The sequence below is a fragment of the Pseudomonas sp. Leaf434 genome (assembly GCF_001425545.1).
In the GTDB taxonomy this organism is placed as follows: Bacteria; Pseudomonadota; Gammaproteobacteria; order Pseudomonadales; family Pseudomonadaceae; genus Aquipseudomonas; species Aquipseudomonas siliginis.
In genome coordinates this window covers 1494546-1511264 of record NZ_LMQZ01000001.1, presented here as the reverse complement: position 1 = coordinate 1511264, position 16719 = coordinate 1494546, and the positions used below count along the sequence as shown (strand labels likewise).

15 protein-coding genes and 1 pseudogene are annotated in these 16719 nt (G+C 59.4%); 9 read left to right on the top strand and 7 right to left on the bottom strand.

Going from position 1 to position 16719, the window contains the following annotated elements:
• Positions 1 to 2: 2 nt before the first annotated feature.
• Positions 3 to 932, top strand: coding sequence for a LysR family transcriptional regulator (locus tag ASG55_RS06670; RefSeq protein ID WP_056784720.1), 930 nt, complete (start codon positions 3 to 5; stop codon positions 930 to 932).
• On the opposite strand, the gene ASG55_RS06665 is transcribed toward ASG55_RS06670, so the two are convergent.
• Positions 933 to 1850 carry an AraC family transcriptional regulator gene (locus ASG55_RS06665; protein ID WP_056784717.1) on the bottom strand — a complete coding sequence of 306 codons (918 nt, stop codon included), beginning with the start codon at positions 1848 to 1850 and terminating at the stop codon, positions 933 to 935.
• Positions 1851 to 2023: 173 nt separating this feature from the next.
• Positions 2024 to 2788, bottom strand: a complete 765-nt coding sequence (locus ASG55_RS06660) for an SDR family NAD(P)-dependent oxidoreductase (protein ID WP_056784713.1) — start codon at positions 2786 to 2788, stop codon at positions 2024 to 2026.
• A 258-nt stretch (positions 2789 to 3046) separates the two neighbouring features.
• Here ASG55_RS06660 and ASG55_RS06655 point away from each other — a divergent pair, with 258 nt between their 5' ends.
• On the top strand, positions 3047 to 3928 hold the full coding sequence (locus ASG55_RS06655) for a helix-turn-helix domain-containing protein (protein WP_082530287.1): 882 nt from the start codon (positions 3047 to 3049) through the stop codon (positions 3926 to 3928).
• Positions 3929 to 4055: 127 nt separating this feature from the next.
• Positions 4056 to 4793 (top strand): SDR family oxidoreductase, encoded by a 738-nt coding sequence (locus tag ASG55_RS06650; protein ID WP_056784708.1) that lies wholly within the window; start codon positions 4056 to 4058, stop codon positions 4791 to 4793.
• Positions 4794 to 5309: 516 nt separating this feature from the next.
• Here the strand turns inward: ASG55_RS06650 and ASG55_RS06645 are convergent.
• Together ASG55_RS06645 and ycaC are read right to left on the bottom strand one after the other, a co-directional pair.
• Positions 5310 to 5510 (bottom strand): hypothetical protein, encoded by a 201-nt coding sequence (locus ASG55_RS06645; protein ID WP_016774226.1) that lies wholly within the window; start codon positions 5508 to 5510, stop codon positions 5310 to 5312.
• Between the two features lie 143 nt (positions 5511 to 5653).
• A pseudogene (gene ycaC, locus ASG55_RS06640) lies at positions 5654 to 6269 on the bottom strand (isochorismate family cysteine hydrolase YcaC); the annotation flags it as partial.
• 320 nt (positions 6270 to 6589) lie between these two features.
• On the opposite strand from ycaC, the gene ASG55_RS06635 reads away from it, so the two are divergent.
• A complete protein-coding gene (locus ASG55_RS06635) occupies positions 6590 to 6853 on the top strand; it encodes a hypothetical protein (protein ID WP_016774224.1) in 264 nt (87 codons plus the stop codon).
• Positions 6850 to 7587, top strand: coding sequence for a Fic/DOC family protein (locus tag ASG55_RS06630; RefSeq protein ID WP_056784702.1), 738 nt, complete (start codon positions 6850 to 6852; stop codon positions 7585 to 7587). The genes ASG55_RS06635 and ASG55_RS06630 overlap by 4 nt, the downstream gene beginning before the upstream one ends.
• A gap of 96 nt (positions 7588 to 7683) precedes the next feature.
• Here ASG55_RS06630 and ASG55_RS06625 read toward each other — a convergent pair whose 3' ends face one another.
• Positions 7684 to 8610: a Gfo/Idh/MocA family protein gene (locus ASG55_RS06625; protein ID WP_056784700.1), complete on the bottom strand. Its 927-nt coding sequence runs from the start codon at positions 8608 to 8610 to the stop codon at positions 7684 to 7686.
• A gap of 273 nt (positions 8611 to 8883) precedes the next feature.
• On the opposite strand from ASG55_RS06625, the gene ASG55_RS06620 reads away from it, so the two are divergent.
• Positions 8884 to 9489, top strand: a complete 606-nt coding sequence (locus ASG55_RS06620) for an SCO family protein (protein WP_016774221.1) — start codon at positions 8884 to 8886, stop codon at positions 9487 to 9489.
• Complete coding sequence (locus ASG55_RS06615) at positions 9489 to 9968, top strand: copper chaperone PCu(A)C (protein ID WP_056784698.1); 480 nt, start codon at positions 9489 to 9491, stop codon at positions 9966 to 9968. The genes ASG55_RS06620 and ASG55_RS06615 overlap by 1 nt, the downstream gene beginning before the upstream one ends.
• A gap of 220 nt (positions 9969 to 10188) precedes the next feature.
• On the opposite strand, the gene ASG55_RS06610 is transcribed toward ASG55_RS06615, so the two are convergent.
• Positions 10189 to 11205, bottom strand: a complete 1017-nt coding sequence (locus ASG55_RS06610; protein WP_056784695.1) for an ABC transporter substrate-binding protein — start codon at positions 11203 to 11205, stop codon at positions 10189 to 10191.
• A 325-nt stretch (positions 11206 to 11530) separates the two neighbouring features.
• Here ASG55_RS06610 and ASG55_RS06605 point away from each other — a divergent pair, with 325 nt between their 5' ends.
• Positions 11531 to 13741: an LTA synthase family protein gene (locus ASG55_RS06605; RefSeq protein ID WP_056784692.1), complete on the top strand. Its 2211-nt coding sequence runs from the start codon at positions 11531 to 11533 to the stop codon at positions 13739 to 13741.
• A gap of 9 nt (positions 13742 to 13750) precedes the next feature.
• Here the strand turns inward: ASG55_RS06605 and ASG55_RS06600 are convergent, their stop codons facing one another.
• Positions 13751 to 14179 carry a hypothetical protein gene (locus tag ASG55_RS06600; protein WP_056784689.1) on the bottom strand — a complete coding sequence of 143 codons (429 nt, stop codon included), beginning with the start codon at positions 14177 to 14179 and terminating at the stop codon, positions 13751 to 13753.
• Positions 14180 to 14439: 260 nt separating this feature from the next.
• Here ASG55_RS06600 and katG point away from each other — a divergent pair, with 260 nt between their 5' ends.
• Positions 14440 to 16716 (top strand): catalase/peroxidase HPI, encoded by a 2277-nt coding sequence (gene katG, locus ASG55_RS06595; protein ID WP_056784686.1) that lies wholly within the window; start codon positions 14440 to 14442, stop codon positions 16714 to 16716.
• The last annotated feature ends 3 nt before the right edge of the window (positions 16717 to 16719 follow it).

Genomic DNA, 16719 nt, shown 5'->3' with positions numbered 1-16719 from the left:
CAATGAAACGCCATTTTGAAGATTTGCAGTTAGGCAGTATCGAACTGTTCTGCCTGGCCGCCGAAGCCGGCAGCTTCACCGCCGCCGCGCAACTGGCCGGGGTCACGCCCGCTGCGGTGAGCCGGTCGATTCTGCGTCTGGAGCAACGCCTGGGTTCGCGACTGTTCGCGCGCACCACGCGCAGCATTCGCCTCACCGACGCCGGACGGAGCTTCTTCGAACAATGCAGCCAGGCGCTGACGCAACTGGTCGAAGCGCAGCAGGAAGTCATGGGCGCGCAGACTTCGCCATCAGGGCGACTGCGCATCAGTCTGCCGACCACCTACGGGCATCACCGCATCCTGCCGCTGCTGCCGAAATTTCGCGCGTTGTACCCCGAGGTCACGGTCGACGTGCACTTGGGCAATCGCAATATCGACTTCGTCGATGAAGGCTACGACCTGGCGATACGCGTACGCGCGCAACCGGACTCGACCCTGATCGCGCGCCTGCTGGAAGACGCCGCCCTGGTGGTGGTCGCCGCCCCCGAATATCTGCATAGAGCCGGCACGCCGCAGACGCTGGACGATCTCATCGCGCATGAGTGCATCCAGTTCGAATTGCCCAGCAGCGGGCGGCGAATTTCCTGGCTGTTTCAGGAAAACGGCCGAGACCTGGAAGTGATTTCCGACGGTGGCTATTCCTGTTCCGACGATGTGCTCGGTGGTGTGACGCTGGCCAAGCACGGCGCCGGGCTGTTTCAGACTTACCGTTTCATCGTCGAGCAAGAACTCGCCGATGGCCGCCTGATTGAAGTGCTGCAGCCGTACGCCGGACGTTCGCGCCCCTACACCCTGCTCTACCCGCACGGCCGCTACGTGCCGCAGCGGGTGCGGGCGTTTGTGGATTTTCTGTTGGGGTTTCGTGAGGAATGGGCGGGACTCCCGAGGTAATCAGCCGGTCTGACGCAGGCGGCTGAGCTCCTTGGATGGCGGGCAGCCGAACTGGCGGTTGTACTCGCGACTGAACTGCGAGGCGCTTTCGTAGCCGACGCGGTAGCAGGCGCTCGAGACGTCCAGCCCTTCATTGATGATCAGCCGCCGCGCCTCTTGCAGGCGCAGCTGTTTTTGATATTGCAGCGGGCTCATGGCGGTGACGGCTTTGAAGCGGTGATGCAGCGCCGAATTGCTCAGATTGGCCACCTGCGCCAGCGCGTCGATGCGCAGTGGCTCGGTGAAGTTCTTGTTCAGCCAGTCGATGGCCCGCGTGACCCGATGGGTCTGCGAATCGCTGACGGCGATTTCATACAGCAGATGCCCGTGCTGGCCGCGCAGCAGGCGGTAATACAGCTCACGCAACACCATCGGTGCGAGCATGCCGATGTCGCGCGGGTTATCCAGCAGGCGCACCAGACGCAGCATGGTGTCGAGCAATGTCACGTCGATCTTGTCGAGAAACATGCCGCGCCCGGCGTCTTGCGGCATGCCGGTCAGCGGCGACTCGGCAATCAGTTGCGTCAGTTGCGCCGGATCGAAATCCAGCCGTACGCAAAAATACGGCGCCTCGGGCGAGGCTTCGATCACCCGTCCCGACACCGGCAACGTCACTGACACCACCAGGTAATTCAACGGGTCGTAGAGGAAACGTTCGTCGCCCAGCCCGACTTCCTTGCGCCCCTGCACGATCAGGCACAGCGCCGGGCGGTGCACGACATGGATCAGCTCGGACGGCCCATCGAGACGGATCACGTGCAGCGGCGCAATCGCGGTTTCGTAGGTGCCCGGCGCATCAAAGCGCTGGGTCAGCAGGCGCACCAGCTCGGCGCGATACACCGCCGTGTCGTGGAGGATGGAAGCGTCGTGTTTATCCATGCAAAGGGCCTCGAAAGCAGACGAAGGTGGGTCAACTGCCCAGGAAGATTAGCCAGTTTTACCCAGCGGCGACTAGATCAAAGATGCTGCAGATTTGCCTGATTCTGCGTCGGTCAGATCGGGGTAAACCATGGGCACATCTTCTTACGTGCCCATGGTTTGCCGCACTGCTATCAGCCTGCCGTTACCGTCATGCCGCCATCGGCCATGACTACCGAGCCGACCATGAAACTGGCGCGGTCGGAGGCCAGAAAGGTCACGATCTCGGCGATCTCTTCCGGCTGCGCCGCCCGACCGATCGGCGCCGCTTCGCCGTGTTGCGCGAGGAAGCCCGGGCCGTCCTCGACCACATCATTAAGGATATTGGTCACCACATCGCCGACGCCGATCGCGTTGACGCGAATGCCGTGCTCGATGACTTCCAGGGCCAGCGTGCGGGTCAGTTGTGCCAGCGCACCTTTGGAAGCGGTGTAGGCGGCGATGGTCGGGAAGGCAAAGTACGAGGCATAGGAGGCGATATTGACGATCGCACCGGACTTGTTCGGGATCATCGCTTTCACCGCTTCGCGACAGTGCAGGAAGGCTGCCGTGGCATTCACTGCCTGGATCTTTTCCCAGTCGTCGCGGCTCATGTCGATCACGGCTTTGTTGATGATGATCCCGGCGTTGTTGACCAGAATATCCAGGCGCCCGAACTGCTCGACGGCAAGGCCTACTGCGCGTTCGGCGGCGCCGTCCTCGGTGATGTCCGCCACCAGCGGCACCAGATCGGGACGAGCCAGTGCTTCGACAGCCGGGTTGAGGTCTTCGGCAATCACCTTGGCGCCGCGAGCGTGCAGCATCAGCGCAATCGCCTTGCCGATGCCACTGGCCGCGCCAGTGACCAGTGCAACTTTGCCGGCGACTTCTTGGGGCAGGGTGTGGTTGAAATCAGTCATGGTTTTAACTCCTCGATAGCGAATCGGTGTTGCGCCTGATGGCGCGGTCGTGAACACGGCTTCACTGTCGCGCACTGGCCGCCGCCGGGCTTTCGGGCGATTGCCGGGACTGTCGGAGTTTTGCGCTGGAGTTTCTCGTTCGCCCGCCCTAACCTTCAAAATCATTCGCAGCCGAAGCTTTTGATGGAGCGTCCTGTGCCCTCTGCCAGCCCTGCTACACCGACAATCAGCCAGCCCGCGCGCATCGCCGCCGAGGCCATGCCGGAGCATCTGCCCGGTGTTGCGGAAACGACCACGCCGCGACCGCAGATCAAGGATGCCGTGGTGCAGCTGTTCCACCATCAAACCCTGCTTGAGCCGATCCGCGTGCCGTGCGTGGCGGAACCGCTGCTGGTGCTGGTACTGGCCGGCACTGCCCGGGTCGAAGAACGTTCGTTGGGCGGAGAGTGGCAGGCGAGCCAGGTCACGGCGGGCGATTTTTTCCTGACCAACACCCGGGAACCCTACGAAATGCGCTGGCAGACCGAAGGTTGCGAGGTCTTCGAAGTCATGCACCTTTATCTTGGTCTGGGCTTGATCGAACACGCGGCGCGCGAAGCCTTCGGCGAACAGGCCGGTGCAGTGACGTTTGTCGACGTGTCGGGTGCGCGTGACGAGCAGGTCAGCTTCATTCTTGAGCAACTGCGCGTCGAACTGACCGAACAGCGCCATCCCAGTGCACTGCTGGTGCACAGCCTGGCCCAGGCGTTGGCGATCCATTTGCTGCGTCATTATCTCGACCCCGACAGCAACCCGCGCCGCGACAACGCCCTGCCCGCCTACAAACTGCGCCGGGTGATCGAAGCCATGAATGCGAATCTGGCGGAGGATTTCAGTCTCAGTCATCTGGCCGCCATCGCCGGGCTGAGCGACTACCACTTCAGCCGCACCTTCAAACGCGCCACCGGTTTATCGCCCTCGCAATACTTCATCCGCCTGCGCATGAGCCGCGCGCGTCATCTGTTGCTGGAGACCGCACGCAGCGTGATCGACATTGGCCTGGAAGTCGGCTACTCCAGCCCCAGCCACTTTTCCCAGGTGTTCCGCCGTGAAGTCGGGGTCACTCCGAGTGCCTACCGGGACGCGCCACGCGGGGCCTGAAAACCTTTCGAAAAGCGATGCAGCAGAATTGGGCAAATCCCGAGGAGGAATCGATTAATAGCCCATGAGCCGCCGCACTTAATCTTCTTCCAAGCCCACTCACGGGCACACAGAAGAGGACGACATCATGCTGAACATTCAAGAAAAAGTGATCGTGATTACCGGCGCCAGCAGCGGCATCGGCGAAGCCACCGCACGCCTGCTCGCCGAACGTGGCGCCAAAGTGGTGTTGGGTGCACGGCGCACCGAGCGTCTGGCCGTGATTGCCGAAGGGATCAATAGCGCCGGCGGCCACGCGCAGTTCCGCGCACTGGACGTCACCGATCAGCAGGATGTGCAGCGCTTCGTTGATTTCGCCGTCGAGCATTACGGCCGCGTCGATGTGCTGGTCAACAACGCCGGGGTCATGCCGTTGTCGCGGCTGGACGCGCTGAAGGTCGATGAGTGGAACCGCATGATCGACGTCAACATCCGTGGCGTACTCCACGGCATCGCCGCCAGCCTGCCGTTGATGCAGCGCCAGCGCGCCGGGCAGATCATCAACATCGCCTCGATCGGCGCTTACGCGGTCAGCCCTACTGCGGCGGTGTACTGCGCGACCAAATACGCCGTACGGGCGATTTCCGAAGGCTTGCGTCAGGAGGTGGGCGGCGATATCCGCGTCACCGTCATCGCACCGGGCGTGACCGAATCGGAACTGGCCGAGAGCATTTCCGATGAAGGCGGCCGCGCCGAGATGAAGTCATTCCGCAAGATCGCCATCCCCGCCGAAGCCATCGCCCGCGCGATTGCGTATGCCGTCGAACAACCGGCGGATGTCGACGTCAGCGAACTGATCGTGCGCCCGACCGCGAGCCCTTACTGAGACCAGATGAATCACAATCAACTGTAGGAGTGAGCCTGCTCGCGATAGCGGTAGACCAGTCAATGAAAATGCTGAATGTGCCGCCGCCTTCGCGAGCAGGCTCGCTCCCACCGGGGATTTGTGGCACCACCAAATAATTGGTCAACACGGAACATTGTGGGAGCTAGCCTGCTCGCGAAAGCGCTGGGTCAGTCGGCGAAGATGCTGGATGTGCCGCCGTCTTCGCGGGCAAGCCCGCTCCCACAGGGTTTTGTGGCGCAACCAAATCAATGGACAACACGGAACATTGTGGGAGCGAGCCTGCTCGCGAAAGCGCTGGGTCAGTCGGCAAAGATGCTGGATGTGTCGCCGTCTTCGCGAGCAGGCTCGCTCCCACCGGGGATTTAGCGCACGGATATTCCAACCCTGGCCGGTCGATACTGGTTTTCACGATGTCGGTGACTGAACTGCATAAGGGTGCGCGGGAGAGCCTCTCACTCTAATTCCAGAGTGGGAGGCATCGATTAAATCGCTCGATCAGCGTGACGGCGGATGTTCGGTTGACACCGAGTTGGCCGCATCCACATCTGACATATCTTCCTCGACCGGTGCCTCATCGTCCGGCGGCAAAGGCACCTCGGGATTTTCCCGCTTGGGATCGTGCCCCGTCTCGTTGTCGGTGGTGCGCGTCACGGCTTGTTGCGACTGGTTGCCCGGTGCGTTTTCATCAATGTCCATGTCGTTCTCCGAGGTGTTCAGCGATAGGTACCTGAACGTGTGAAATGCCCTTGCGTGACAAGTGCCCGACAATGGACGAACGGCGTTCTGTAGAAAACGCAAAAGCCTGCTTTCGAAGCAGGCTTTCGCTTTGGATTTAACGCTTACTTCTGCTGCGTCAGCGCCGAGTAGCTGTTCATCAGGTTGCGGTAGTTGGGAATACGCTGCGACAGCAGGTTACCCAGACCTTCAATATCGTTGCGCCAGTCGCGGTGCAGCTCACAGGCCACCGAGAACCAGTTCATCATCTGCGCGCCAGCCTGAGTCATGCGGCTCCACGCGGCTTGCTGAACAGTGGTGTTGAAGGTGCCGGACGCATCAGTCACCACAAACACATCAAAACCTTCCGCCAGCGCCGACAGGGTCGGGAACGCTACACAGACATCCGTTACGACACCGGCAATGATGATCTGCTTGCGCCCGGTGGCCTTGATTGCCTTGACGAAGTCTTCGTTGTCCCAAGCGTTGATCTGACCTGGGCGAGCGATGTACGGCGCGTCCGGGAACATCTCTTTCAACTCCGGTACCAGCGGGCCGTTCGGGCCTTGTTCGAAGCTGGTGGTGAGGATGGTTGGCAGGTCGAAGAACTTGGCCAGATCCGCCAGCGCCAGCACGTTGTTCTTGAACTCGTTCGGCGAGAAGTCCTGCACCAGCGAGATCAGACCGGTCTGGTGGTCAACCAGCAGCACGATAGCGTCGTCTTTGTTCAGGCGGTTGTAANCTTGAACTCGTTCGGCGAGAAGTCCTGCACCAGCGAGATCAGACCGGTCTGGTGGTCAACCAGCAGCACGATAGCGTCGTCTTTGTTCAGGCGGTTGTAGGTTGGAGTGGTCATGGTGTGCGTCCCTTTTCAAGTTTGGAGTTTTGTTGTTGCGTTCAAGTTGGGTACAGATTACTGACGCACAGCAAAGGGATAAATCGGCTGAAAAGTGTTTCACCGTCCACTCAAACCGGACAATGGCAAACGTTGAAATGCTCGACGGTTAATCCGCCAGAACGGCGCCATGCTATGCTCCGACAGAGAAAACGAGGGGTTAACAATGAGCGAATCAGCCACTGACAGCGTCGCGAGCGAAGTATGCAAGCTTGCAGAAAAACACCGCATTGGCGCCGAGCGTGACGGCCTGAGCCGCATGGCGGCAACGATAACGCAACTGGCTGGTGATGCCGTCGAGCTAGATAATGTTGAGCAGTTGCTGGTTAATCTGAAGCGAAAGGGTGTGTTGAACAAGGCAGAAATCATGGCCTTGCAAGGACGTTACCTTCAGGAAAAAAGGCGTTCGAAAAAGCAGCTCAGCGCATGACGTTCGACCCCTTCGGCGATTTCGAAACTGAAGGCTACCTTCGCAACTCGCTCAAGCTGAAAGACCCGGTTGAAGTAAAGGAATCGGAACATCTCTCTTTCGAAGCCAGTATCGAAGAAGCCCTTGCTCATCTGGCAAAAAAGAGATCCATCGACTATCAAGCGATACTCAAAACTCATGAAATCCTGTTTGCCGGTTTCTACCCATGGTCAGGCAAAGACAGGAATGAGCTTGTTCCCCACCTCGCGGTTTTCAAAGGATCAAAAGACGATCCGCATCACACACCTTTCGAGCGACCTGAGCTGATTAAAAGATCCGTCGAATATGCGCTGGAGCTCGCTGCAAACAAAAAACGCTTCCACGAGCGCCCTGGCGAGGTGATGGGCCAATTGGCTTTCGCTCATCCGTTTCTGGATGGTAATGGGCGGACCATCCTGCTCGTTCACATGGAACTATGCTATCGAGCCAAGTTCGCCATCGATTGGTCGAAGACCAACAAAGATGCGTATTTACGGGCGCTCAGCGACGAGATCCGCGATCCTTCCAGAGGCCACCTGGACGACTATCTGAAGCCCCACGTCGTAGATATCTCAAGCCGTGAGGAATGGCCCGAAGTGATTGGCGGTATCAAAGGGTTGGACGGTTTGGACAAGGAAGGAATCGTCTACGCGAATCTGGACAATCCCGACATTCAGCAACTGTATGAAACCTACAGAACGCAGCCAATAAAGTGACCAAGAAGCCTGCTGTTAAAAGCAGGCTTTATTTGTCTGGCGGCCTGCGCGACGCAGACCTGCTTACGCGCTATGACGACTCAAGCTGAAATTCACTCAATCGTAAAACGGCTCAACCAACGTCCGGCTGCCGACAAAGAAACTGTCCGCCACCAGGCGCAACGGCTGCAGATCCAGGTCGCTGGCCTTGTCGCTGATCAATTGCTGGAAGTGGCGGTAGACCGCTGCGTACTCGCCCTCCTCCGACACACTTTGGCGCACGCCGTCGATACTCAGCACGGCGCCGCCGTTGTCCAGGCGCAGAACGCCCTCGGCGCAGCGGATTTCGATGCTCCACAGTTCGTCGTGGCCATGGTCGAAATCGAACTCGGCGCGTACGTCCAACTGATGCGGGTCAGACATTTTGATCGAGGCGGCAATCGGCGACTGGCAGTTGCTCGGCACCCGCAGTTCGGCGGCTTCGACAAACAGCGGCAGCGCCAGCAAGTGGGTGATGATCGACAAAGCGTTGATGCCCGGATCGAAGACGCCGAGGCCGCCCGGTTGCCAGATCCATGCCTGACCCGGATGCCACTTGCGTACGTCTTCCTTCCAGTCGATCTGCACGCTTTGCAGGGTGCGGCTGGCAAGCCAGTCGCGGGCGGCGGCGATGCCCGGTGCGTAGCGCGAGTGCCAGGCGAACAAAGCGCTGACGCCTTGTTCGGCGACTTGATCGACCAGGGCCATGGCCTCGCCCAATGTCGCACAGGGCGGTTTTTCCACCAGCACGTGCTTGCCGGCCGCCAACGCCTGTTGCACCAGTGCGAAGCGCCCTTGTGGCGGCGTGCAGAAAGCAATGGCATCGACGCTCGGGCCGTTCTCGAGCAGCTCGCCCAGCGACTGGAAGTTTTCCACCCCGGCGCAAGGTTTGCCTTGGGTGGCGACCGCCACCAACTGAAACGCCGGGTTGGCGAGGATGGCGGGGACGTGTTGATCCTGGGCGATCTTGCCGTAGCCCACCAGGCCGAGACGAATCGGTTGCATTACAGACTCCTGTTGTTGTTTTGGTCTTTGCAGCGCAGCGGCAAGAGTACGTGTTTCTGCGCCCGCCTCCAATCGTCATACTATTTAAATCGAGTTTGGTCGCGGCGAACGCATGGCTTATTCGTCATTTCTTCTTACACCTTTTGTCGTCCGATCCGGCACCGCGCGGCGATCGGCAGCCGGCGATCAGCCTCAGTTTGCTATCATGCGGCGCTTTTACGGTTAACCCCCCGCCAGTCCTGCCGACTTGCGGGCTGCAAAAGGCGGTATTAGATGACGGCTTTGTTGACTCGCCGCAAGGTACTTGCGGGAATGGGCGTGCTCGGGCTCGGCCTGCTCGCCGGTTGCGATACCCGTGGCCAACTGTCGTACAAGTACGGCAAGGATCTGAGCGACAAGATCCTCGGACGCACCTTCAAGCTGAAGAATCCCGAAGGCGAAACCATGTCGCTGTCGAGCTTTCGCGGAATGATGCCGATGATCTTCTTCGGCTTCACCCAGTGCCCGGCCGTTTGCCCCACCACCCTGGCCCGCGCCGCGCAGATCAAGAAACTGATGGGCCGCGACGGCGATCGTTTGCAAGTGGTGTTCATCACCCTCGACCCGGAACGCGACACGCCGCAGATCCTCGACGCCTACGTCAAAGCCTTCGACCCGAGCTTCGTCGCGCTGTACGGCACGCTTGAGGAAACCAAGGCCACCGCCAAGGAATTCGACGTGTTCTACGAGAAAGTCCCGGCCGGCGACACCTACACCATCTCCCATACGTCCACCAGCTACGTCTACGACTCGCGTGGTGAGTTGCGCCTGGGCCTGTCCACTTCGCTGACAGCCCAAGAGTGCACGGAAGATTTGCTTACTGTTATGGAGGTCTGCTGATGCATCCCGTTCTGAATCACCTCAAACGCACCGTATGTGCACTGTCCCTGCTCGGCCTGGCCTTTCAGGCGTCGGCGCAGACCAAAGTCGACGACGCCTGGGTCCGTGCCACCGTGCCGACCCAGTCCGCCAGCGGCGCGTTCATGACCGTCACTGCCGACAGCGACAGCAAACTGCTCAGCGTTGCCTCGCCAGTGGCCAAGGACGTTCAGATTCATGAAATGAGCATGAAGAACGATGTGATGACCATGGGCCCGGTGAAGTCGGTTGAGTTGCCTGCCGGCAAAGCCGTGAGCTTCGACCCGAACGGCTACCACGTCATGCTGATGGGCCTGACCGGTCAGTTGAAGGAAGGCGAAAACGTGCCGCTGACCCTGACCGTGGAAAACGCCAAGGGCGAGAAAGAAACCATTGAAGTCAAGGCACCGGTCCGCGCGCTGACCAACATGGGCGGCCACGATCACAGCAAGATGCATTGATCGCTGACTGAAAGACTGTTCGCCTGACAGAAAAACGGGGCGGCCTGATCGATGATCAGGCCGCCCCTTTTTTTATTGGCCGGAAGAAGGCTTACGCCCCTAAACCTGTGGGAGCGAGCCTGCTCGCGAAGGCGTCAGGTCAGTCCAATCATCTGTGGCTGAAACTCCGCTTTCGCGAGCAGGCTCGCTCCCACATTAATTCTGGGTGATACCAAAGCCCTCAGCTCCCCGCCCCACCATGCGCCTCTTCAAAGAAGTAATCCTTCCAGCTCGCCGCTTTGTTTTTCAACACGCCCAGTTCCTGCAATTTCTCGGCATAGATGAACGTGCGTTGCGGTACGACGGTGAAGTCGATTTCCGGGTCTTTGACGATTTGCTCGACCAGAGCCAGCGGCAGTTTCGATTGCTCTACACGAATGTAGGCCTGGGCGGCGGCGGGTTTGTCGGCTTTGATGATGTTCTCGGCTTCGGCCAGTGCGTCATAGAAAGCTTTGTAGGTTTTCGGGTTTTCGTCGTGGAATTTTTCCGTGGTGTAGAGCACGTTGAACGTCGCCGGGCCGCCGAGGATGTCGTAGGAGCTCAGCACTTTATGCACGTTGGGGTTTTGCAGCGCCTGGTACTGGAAGGGTGGGCTGGAGAAATGCGAGTTGATTTCCGAGCCGCCGGCAATCAGCGCAGCGGTGGCGTCAGGGTGCGGCAGGCTGACCGAAATGTTATCGAACTTCTTGAACTGGTCATCACCGAACTCCCTGGCGGTTTCTATCTGCAGGGTACGCGACTGGAAGCCTACACCTGCGGCCGGCACGGCGATACGGTCCTTGTCGCTGAAGTCCTTGAGGGTTTTGATGTTCGGGTTGTTGGTCAGCAGGTAATTGGGCATCGACCCCAGCGCGGCGATGGCTTTGACGTTCTGCTTGCCCTTGGTGCGATCCCACACGGTGAGCATCGGCGGCACGCCGGCCGAGACGACGTCCAGCGCTCCGGTGAGCAGCGCCTCATTCATGGCCGTAGCGCCGGAAATGCTGTTCCAGTCGACCTTGATCTCCAGGCCCTGGGCCTTGCCGTGTTTCTCGATCAGCTGTTGATCGCGCACGACATCGAGGATTAGATAACCGATACCGAATTGCTGGGCGATGCTGATCTTGCCCTCGGCCTGGGCGCCGCTGCTGAACAGCGCGCCCGCTGCCAGAGTTGCGGCCAACAGAGTCAGCGCAGAACGTTTGAACGGTGTGGCCATGACAACCTCGCAGCATGGGTGGGCTGAAAGGCCTGACTTTATAGCTATAAAAAACATAAATTAAATATCTTTATCGCATATCTATAGCACTCCGCGATTTAGCGTCTGCTGCTGAAATTCAGGAGCAGTGGATGAACCTACAACAGTCTGAAACAAAAAACTGCCCTCGGGAAAAATGGCACTACTTCCCACAACCCACGCCCGCTATGGGCACGCGCCGTTTCGGGGATCGCCGGCCGCAGGTTTAAAAAGCCGATCAGCCTTCCTGCCCTTGATATCATCACCCACACTTTTTTGACCCTTTGATGACAAGCAGGCCTTTTTTGTGAGCGCTCTTTTCAACTGGCTGCGGCGGCCGAATGCCCGCCTTCTTTCTCTAATCGTTTTGGTATTGATCGTGCCGGTGTGCCTGCGTGCAGCGTTGGGCTGGTCGTCACCGCTGGGCTTTTTGTCGGATCTGGCCGTGGGTAGTCTGCTGCTGGTATCGCTGCATCGCCGTACGTGGTGGCTGGCCTTGCCGGTGCTGGTGTTTTGGGCGCTGCTGGCGATCGCCACGGCAGAATTGGTCAGCGCCGTCGGCCGCCTGCCGACGCCTTCGGATATTCACTACCTGATCGACCCGCAGTTCGTCGAGAACTCCACTGGCGGCGGACTTGCGCACCCTGCCCTGGCCATTGCTTTGCTGGGTGCGTTGGTTTTCTGGCTGCTGGCCCAATTTGTGGGGCGCGGTCTGGCTCGGCCGGCATTGCCGCGCGCTGCCTGGGCCGCGCCGATCGTTTTGTTCGCCGCGCACTGGGGCGCGCAAAACCTGTGGCCGAATGACGGCGACGCCTGGCGCCTGTACAACCTGCCGCATCAATTGCTCGCCAGCGAAGTGGCCGACCTGCAGATCCAGGCCGAGGAATGGCTGGACGGCGACGTCGAAGAACCGACACCGGCGATGGCCGGGCTCACCGATGTCGATCTCATTGGCCAGAAGCTGCTCGCCGCGCCGGGTCAGGCGCGCAATGTGTTGATCATTGCCCTGGAAGGCATTCCCGGCGCCTACATCCGCGCCAACCGCGAGGCGATCGGCAGTCATTACCAGGAAGACCTGATGCCCAACCTCAGCCGCTGGGCCGAGCGCGGCATGAACACACCGGATTACGTGCTGCACACCCATCAGACCATTCGCGGTTTGTACGCCATGCTGTGCGGTGACTACGATAAGCTCAACAACGGCACGCCCAAAGGCGTGGAAATGCTCACCCTCAACGAACGCAATCAGGCCTGCCTGCCGGCGCAGCTGCGCGAACACGGCTTCAGCACTCATTATTTGCAGGGCGCCGGCCTGCGCTTCATGGCCAAAGACAAGATCATGCCGCACATCGGTTTCGATGCGACCCACGGCCTGGAATGGTTCAGCAACAGCAACTATCTGGAGTTCCCGTGGGGCAAGGATGACAAGGCGTTTTTTGAAGGTGCGCTGGATTACGTCGGCCAGTTGAAAAAGCAAAAGCAGCCGTGGATGTTGACTCTGCTGACGGTCGGCACCCATCAGCCCTACTCCGCACCGGAGGATTATCTGCAGCGTTATGAGACGCCCAAGCAGGCTGCCGTCGGTTATCTCGACGATGCGCTGGATCAGTTTCTTTCAGGGCTGGAGCGCCAGGGCGTTCTCAAGGACACACTGGTGGTGATCACCTCGGATGAATCCCATGGCATCGACGGCGTGCGGCTGGCCTCCTCGTGGGGTTTCAACCTGACGCTGGCACCGGAGCAGGCGCAACTGCCGCGTCTGAATGCCGGGGTCTACGGCCACGTCGATCTGAGCACCTCGATCCTCGACTATTTCGACCTGCCGGTGCCGACTGCGCTGAGCGGGCGGTCGCTGTTTCGCGACTACGATTCGGGGCGAGAAATCATGTCGTTCACCAACGGCAAACTGCGCTACCACAACGGTCAGGGCATCTTCTCCGAGTGCGATCTGCCGCGCCGCTGCCGCTATTACCAAAGCACCGGCTTCATCGCCGAAAGTGCCACATACAAAGGCACCTACAGCGGCCACCCGGCCCGGCAGATCGCCGCGCGCGCCGATGCGCTGGACCTGTCCTTGCTGCGCACACCGCTAAATCATCGCTACCAGTTCGGCAGCAACAACATCATCCCTCTGCAAGCGCAGATAAAGGATGACTGGGCCGACAACCTGATCGGCGCGCAATACCTGGAAATGCCCAAAGGCTCGCACACCCGCGTGCGCCTGACCGTGCGCTCGGTCGATCCGCAGCAGGCGGCGTACATTCAGCTCAAGGCCAAGGAATTTGAACAGGACGTGCAACTGGGCCTGCCAGCAGAAATGGTCGCCACGGCGGATCAGCCGCTGGAGATGGATTTCAGCTTTGAAAACCCGCAGCCGCGCAAAGCCTTCTCGTTTCATTTGCTGGGCTACGGCAATGGCGCGGTTGAAGTATCGGACTTCAGCGTGATCACTGAACTGCCTGGGCAGGATGACATTCTTGATGACGTGCCCGAGGACGACACCGCGCAATCGAGTTGACGTCTTTATTTATAAAGGCTGCACTCGCCTGTCACTTTGCTTCGGGGTATCGAGTGTAAGATCGAATTTGCCTGTCACTTTCCTGGCTTTTCCCAGATCCAGAGCAAAAGTGCCTGCTACGTTTTTGCGAAAATTGGCAAAGGTGACGATGAGTTCACCCTCAATAATGGGTTGGTCAAAATGATTGATCATAACCTTCCAATACCGTCCCATGGTTGGAAAAGTCACTGTGTGAGGACCATCTCCCTCCAACGCATTCGGCACAGACAACTCGACCGTGTGTATAAAATCGTCAGTTCCGATGATGATAAATTCCGTCTCGGTCTCTGCATAAACACATAACTTGCTCTCCAAAAATTTAACGTCATCGAGAAACGCGACAAAGCTACCGGTAGCATTTCGTTTGTTCAGAAGGTCACTTGTTTTGTCCTGAGACATGTCGATATTCCCTTGAGGTAAAGGTGACGGTGCGTTGACTCCAACGTATTGGGATTGCGTGGTATCAACCACTGTCAAAGCTGACAGTTTTTAAGATCGCTTCGAAATAACGCTGCTTTTTCATCACGATATCGCGCTAGCAAAAGAGCCTGCCTATCGCCTGCCAAGACTGCGGCTATTAGCCGACTTGCCAACTCGGGTCTAGCCTTACCAGTCCGAAGTCGGCACGAGCCGGCCGCAGACCTGATAGGGATCCGAACATGGCAAACGAATCGAAATGCCCGTTCAACCACGCCGCCGGCGGCGGTACGACGAACCGTGACTGGTGGCCGAATCAACTCAATCTGAAAATCCTCAGCCAGCATTCCCCCAAGTCCGATCCGCTGGGCCAGGACTTCGACTACGCCAAAGCCTTCAAAAGCCTCGACTTCCAGGCGCTGAAACAAGACATCAAAGCACTGATGACTGATTCTCAGGACTGGTGGCCAGCCGATTTCGGCCATTACGGCCCACTGTTCGTGCGCATGGCCTGGCACAGCGCCGGGACCTATCGCACCGCCGACGGCCGTGGCGGCGCCGGCTCCGGTCAGCAACGCTTCGCCCCGCTCAACAGCTGGCCGGACAACGTCAGCCTCGACAAGGCCCGCCGTCTGCTGTGGCCGATCAAGCAGAAATACGGCCGCAACATTTCCTGGGCCGACCTGATCGTGCTCACCGGCAACGTCGCCCTTGAATCCATGGGCTTCAAGACCTTCGGTTTTTCCGGGGGCCGCGCCGATGTCTGGGAACCGGATGAAGACGTGTACTGGGGTTCGGAAACCGAGTGGCTGGGCGGCGACAACCGTTACGGCAAGAGTAATGGCCCAGTGCAAGAGCCCGGTGACGGCACGCTGGTGGCTGAGCCCGATTTGCATGGCCGTGAAGAAAGCCGCACCGATCAGGGCGAACGCAATCTGGAAAATCCCCTCGCCGCCGTGCAGATGGGCCTGATCTACGTCAACCCTGAAGGCCCGGAAGGCAACCCGGATCCTGTGGCCTCGGCCAAGGACATTCGCGAAACCTTCGGCCGCATGGCCATGAACGACGAAGAAACCGTGGCGCTGATCGCCGGCGGCCACGCGTTCGGCAAGACCCATGGCGCTGGCCCGGCTGACAATGTCGGCCCCGAACCGGAAGCGGCCGGTCTGGAGCAACAGGGTCTGGGCTGGAAAAACGCCTTCGGCACCGGTAAAGGCGCCGACACCATCACCAGTGGTCTGGAAGTGACCTGGACCACCACGCCAACGCAGTGGAGCAACAACTATCTGGAAAACCTGTTCGGCTTCGAGTGGGAGCTGACCAAAAGCCCGGCGGGCGCCAATCAGTGGCAACCGAAAAACGGCGCGGGTGCAGGCACCGTTCCCCACGCTCACGATCCGAACAAGAAGCTCTCGCCGACCATGCTCACCTCCGACCTGGCGTTGCGCTTCGATCCTGCATACGAGCAGATTTCCCGGCGTTTCCTGGCCAATCCCGATCAGCTCGCCGACGCATTTGCCCGCGCTTGGTACAAGCTGATCCATCGGGACATGGGGCCGCTCTCTCGCTACCTCGGCCCGGAAATGCCACAAGAGGAATTGCTCTGGCAAGACCCGCTGCCCGACGTGACGCACCCGCTTATTGATGACAGCGACGCTGCGGCGCTGAAAAACAAGGTGCTGAATTCAGGACTGTCGGTGTCGCAACTGGTCTCGACCGCGTGGGCGGCGGCGTCGACGTTCCGCGGCTCGGACAAACGCGGCGGCGCCAATGGCGGGCGCTTGCGTCTGGCCCCGCAGAAGTTCTGGCAGGCCAACCAGCCCGAACAACTGGACAAAGTGCTGAGCACACTGGAAAGCATTCAGAACGAGTTCAACGGTTCTGCTGCCAATGGCAAGAAGATCTCGTTGGCGGACCTGATCGTCCTGGCCGGTAATGCCGGGGTGGAAAAAGCCGCGCAGAACGCCGGGCATTCGGTGTCGGTGCCGTTTTCACCGGGCCGCGTCGATGCTTCGCAGGAGCAGACCGATGTCGAATCGTTCGGCTTCCTCGAACCGATCGCCGATGGTTTCCGCAATTACAGCAAAGGCAAATACACGGTTGCGGCGGAAACCCTGCTGATCGACAAGGCGCAGTTGCTGACTCTCACGGCACCAGAAATGACCGTGCTGCTGGGTGGTTTGCGGGTATTGAACACCAATGTCGGCCAGACGCGGCATGGCGTGTTCACCGATAAAACCGAAACGCTGAGCAATGACTTCTTCACCCACCTGCTGGACATGGGCGTGGAGTGGACCCCAACGTCACGGGATGCTGATGAGTTTGAAGGCCGTGACCGCAAGACCGGGGCGCCAAAGTGGACGGCGACTCGGGTGGATCTGGTGTTCGGCTCGAATGCGCAATTGCGCGCATTGGCCGAGGTCTATGCCAGTTCCGACGCGAAGTCGCAGTTCGTCAATGATTTCGTCAAGGCCTGGACGAAGGTGATGAATCTGGATCGGTTTGATCTGCGTAAATAGCTG

Excerpts from the sequence above, each read along its gene's own strand:
- ASG55_RS06630 (WP_056784702.1), top strand. The coding sequence starts at position 6,850 with ATGACGTTCGACCCCTTCGGCGATTTCGAAACTGAAGGCTACCTTCGC.
- ASG55_RS06665 (WP_056784717.1), bottom strand. The coding sequence starts at position 1,850 with ATGGATAAACACGACGCTTCCATCCTCCACGACACGGCGGTGTATCGC.
- ASG55_RS06615 (WP_056784698.1), top strand. The coding sequence starts at position 9,489 with ATGCATCCCGTTCTGAATCACCTCAAACGCACCGTATGTGCACTGTCC.
- ASG55_RS06600 (WP_056784689.1), bottom strand. The coding sequence starts at position 14,179 with ATGTCTCAGGACAAAACAAGTGACCTTCTGAACAAACGAAATGCTACC.
- ASG55_RS06655 (WP_082530287.1), top strand. The coding sequence starts at position 3,047 with ATGCCGGAGCATCTGCCCGGTGTTGCGGAAACGACCACGCCGCGACCG.
- ASG55_RS06645 (WP_016774226.1), bottom strand. The coding sequence starts at position 5,510 with ATGGACATTGATGAAAACGCACCGGGCAACCAGTCGCAACAAGCCGTG.
- ASG55_RS06670 (WP_056784720.1), top strand. The coding sequence starts at position 3 with ATGAAACGCCATTTTGAAGATTTGCAGTTAGGCAGTATCGAACTGTTC.
- ASG55_RS06610 (WP_056784695.1), bottom strand. The coding sequence starts at position 11,205 with ATGGCCACACCGTTCAAACGTTCTGCGCTGACTCTGTTGGCCGCAACT.
- ASG55_RS06625 (WP_056784700.1), bottom strand. The coding sequence starts at position 8,610 with ATGCAACCGATTCGTCTCGGCCTGGTGGGCTACGGCAAGATCGCCCAG.
- ASG55_RS06660 (WP_056784713.1), bottom strand. The coding sequence starts at position 2,788 with ATGACTGATTTCAACCACACCCTGCCCCAAGAAGTCGCCGGCAAAGTT.
- ASG55_RS06620 (WP_016774221.1), top strand. The coding sequence starts at position 8,884 with ATGACGGCTTTGTTGACTCGCCGCAAGGTACTTGCGGGAATGGGCGTG.
- katG (WP_056784686.1), top strand. The coding sequence starts at position 14,440 with ATGGCAAACGAATCGAAATGCCCGTTCAACCACGCCGCCGGCGGCGGT.
- ASG55_RS06635 (WP_016774224.1), top strand. The coding sequence starts at position 6,590 with ATGAGCGAATCAGCCACTGACAGCGTCGCGAGCGAAGTATGCAAGCTT.
- ASG55_RS06650 (WP_056784708.1), top strand. The coding sequence starts at position 4,056 with ATGCTGAACATTCAAGAAAAAGTGATCGTGATTACCGGCGCCAGCAGC.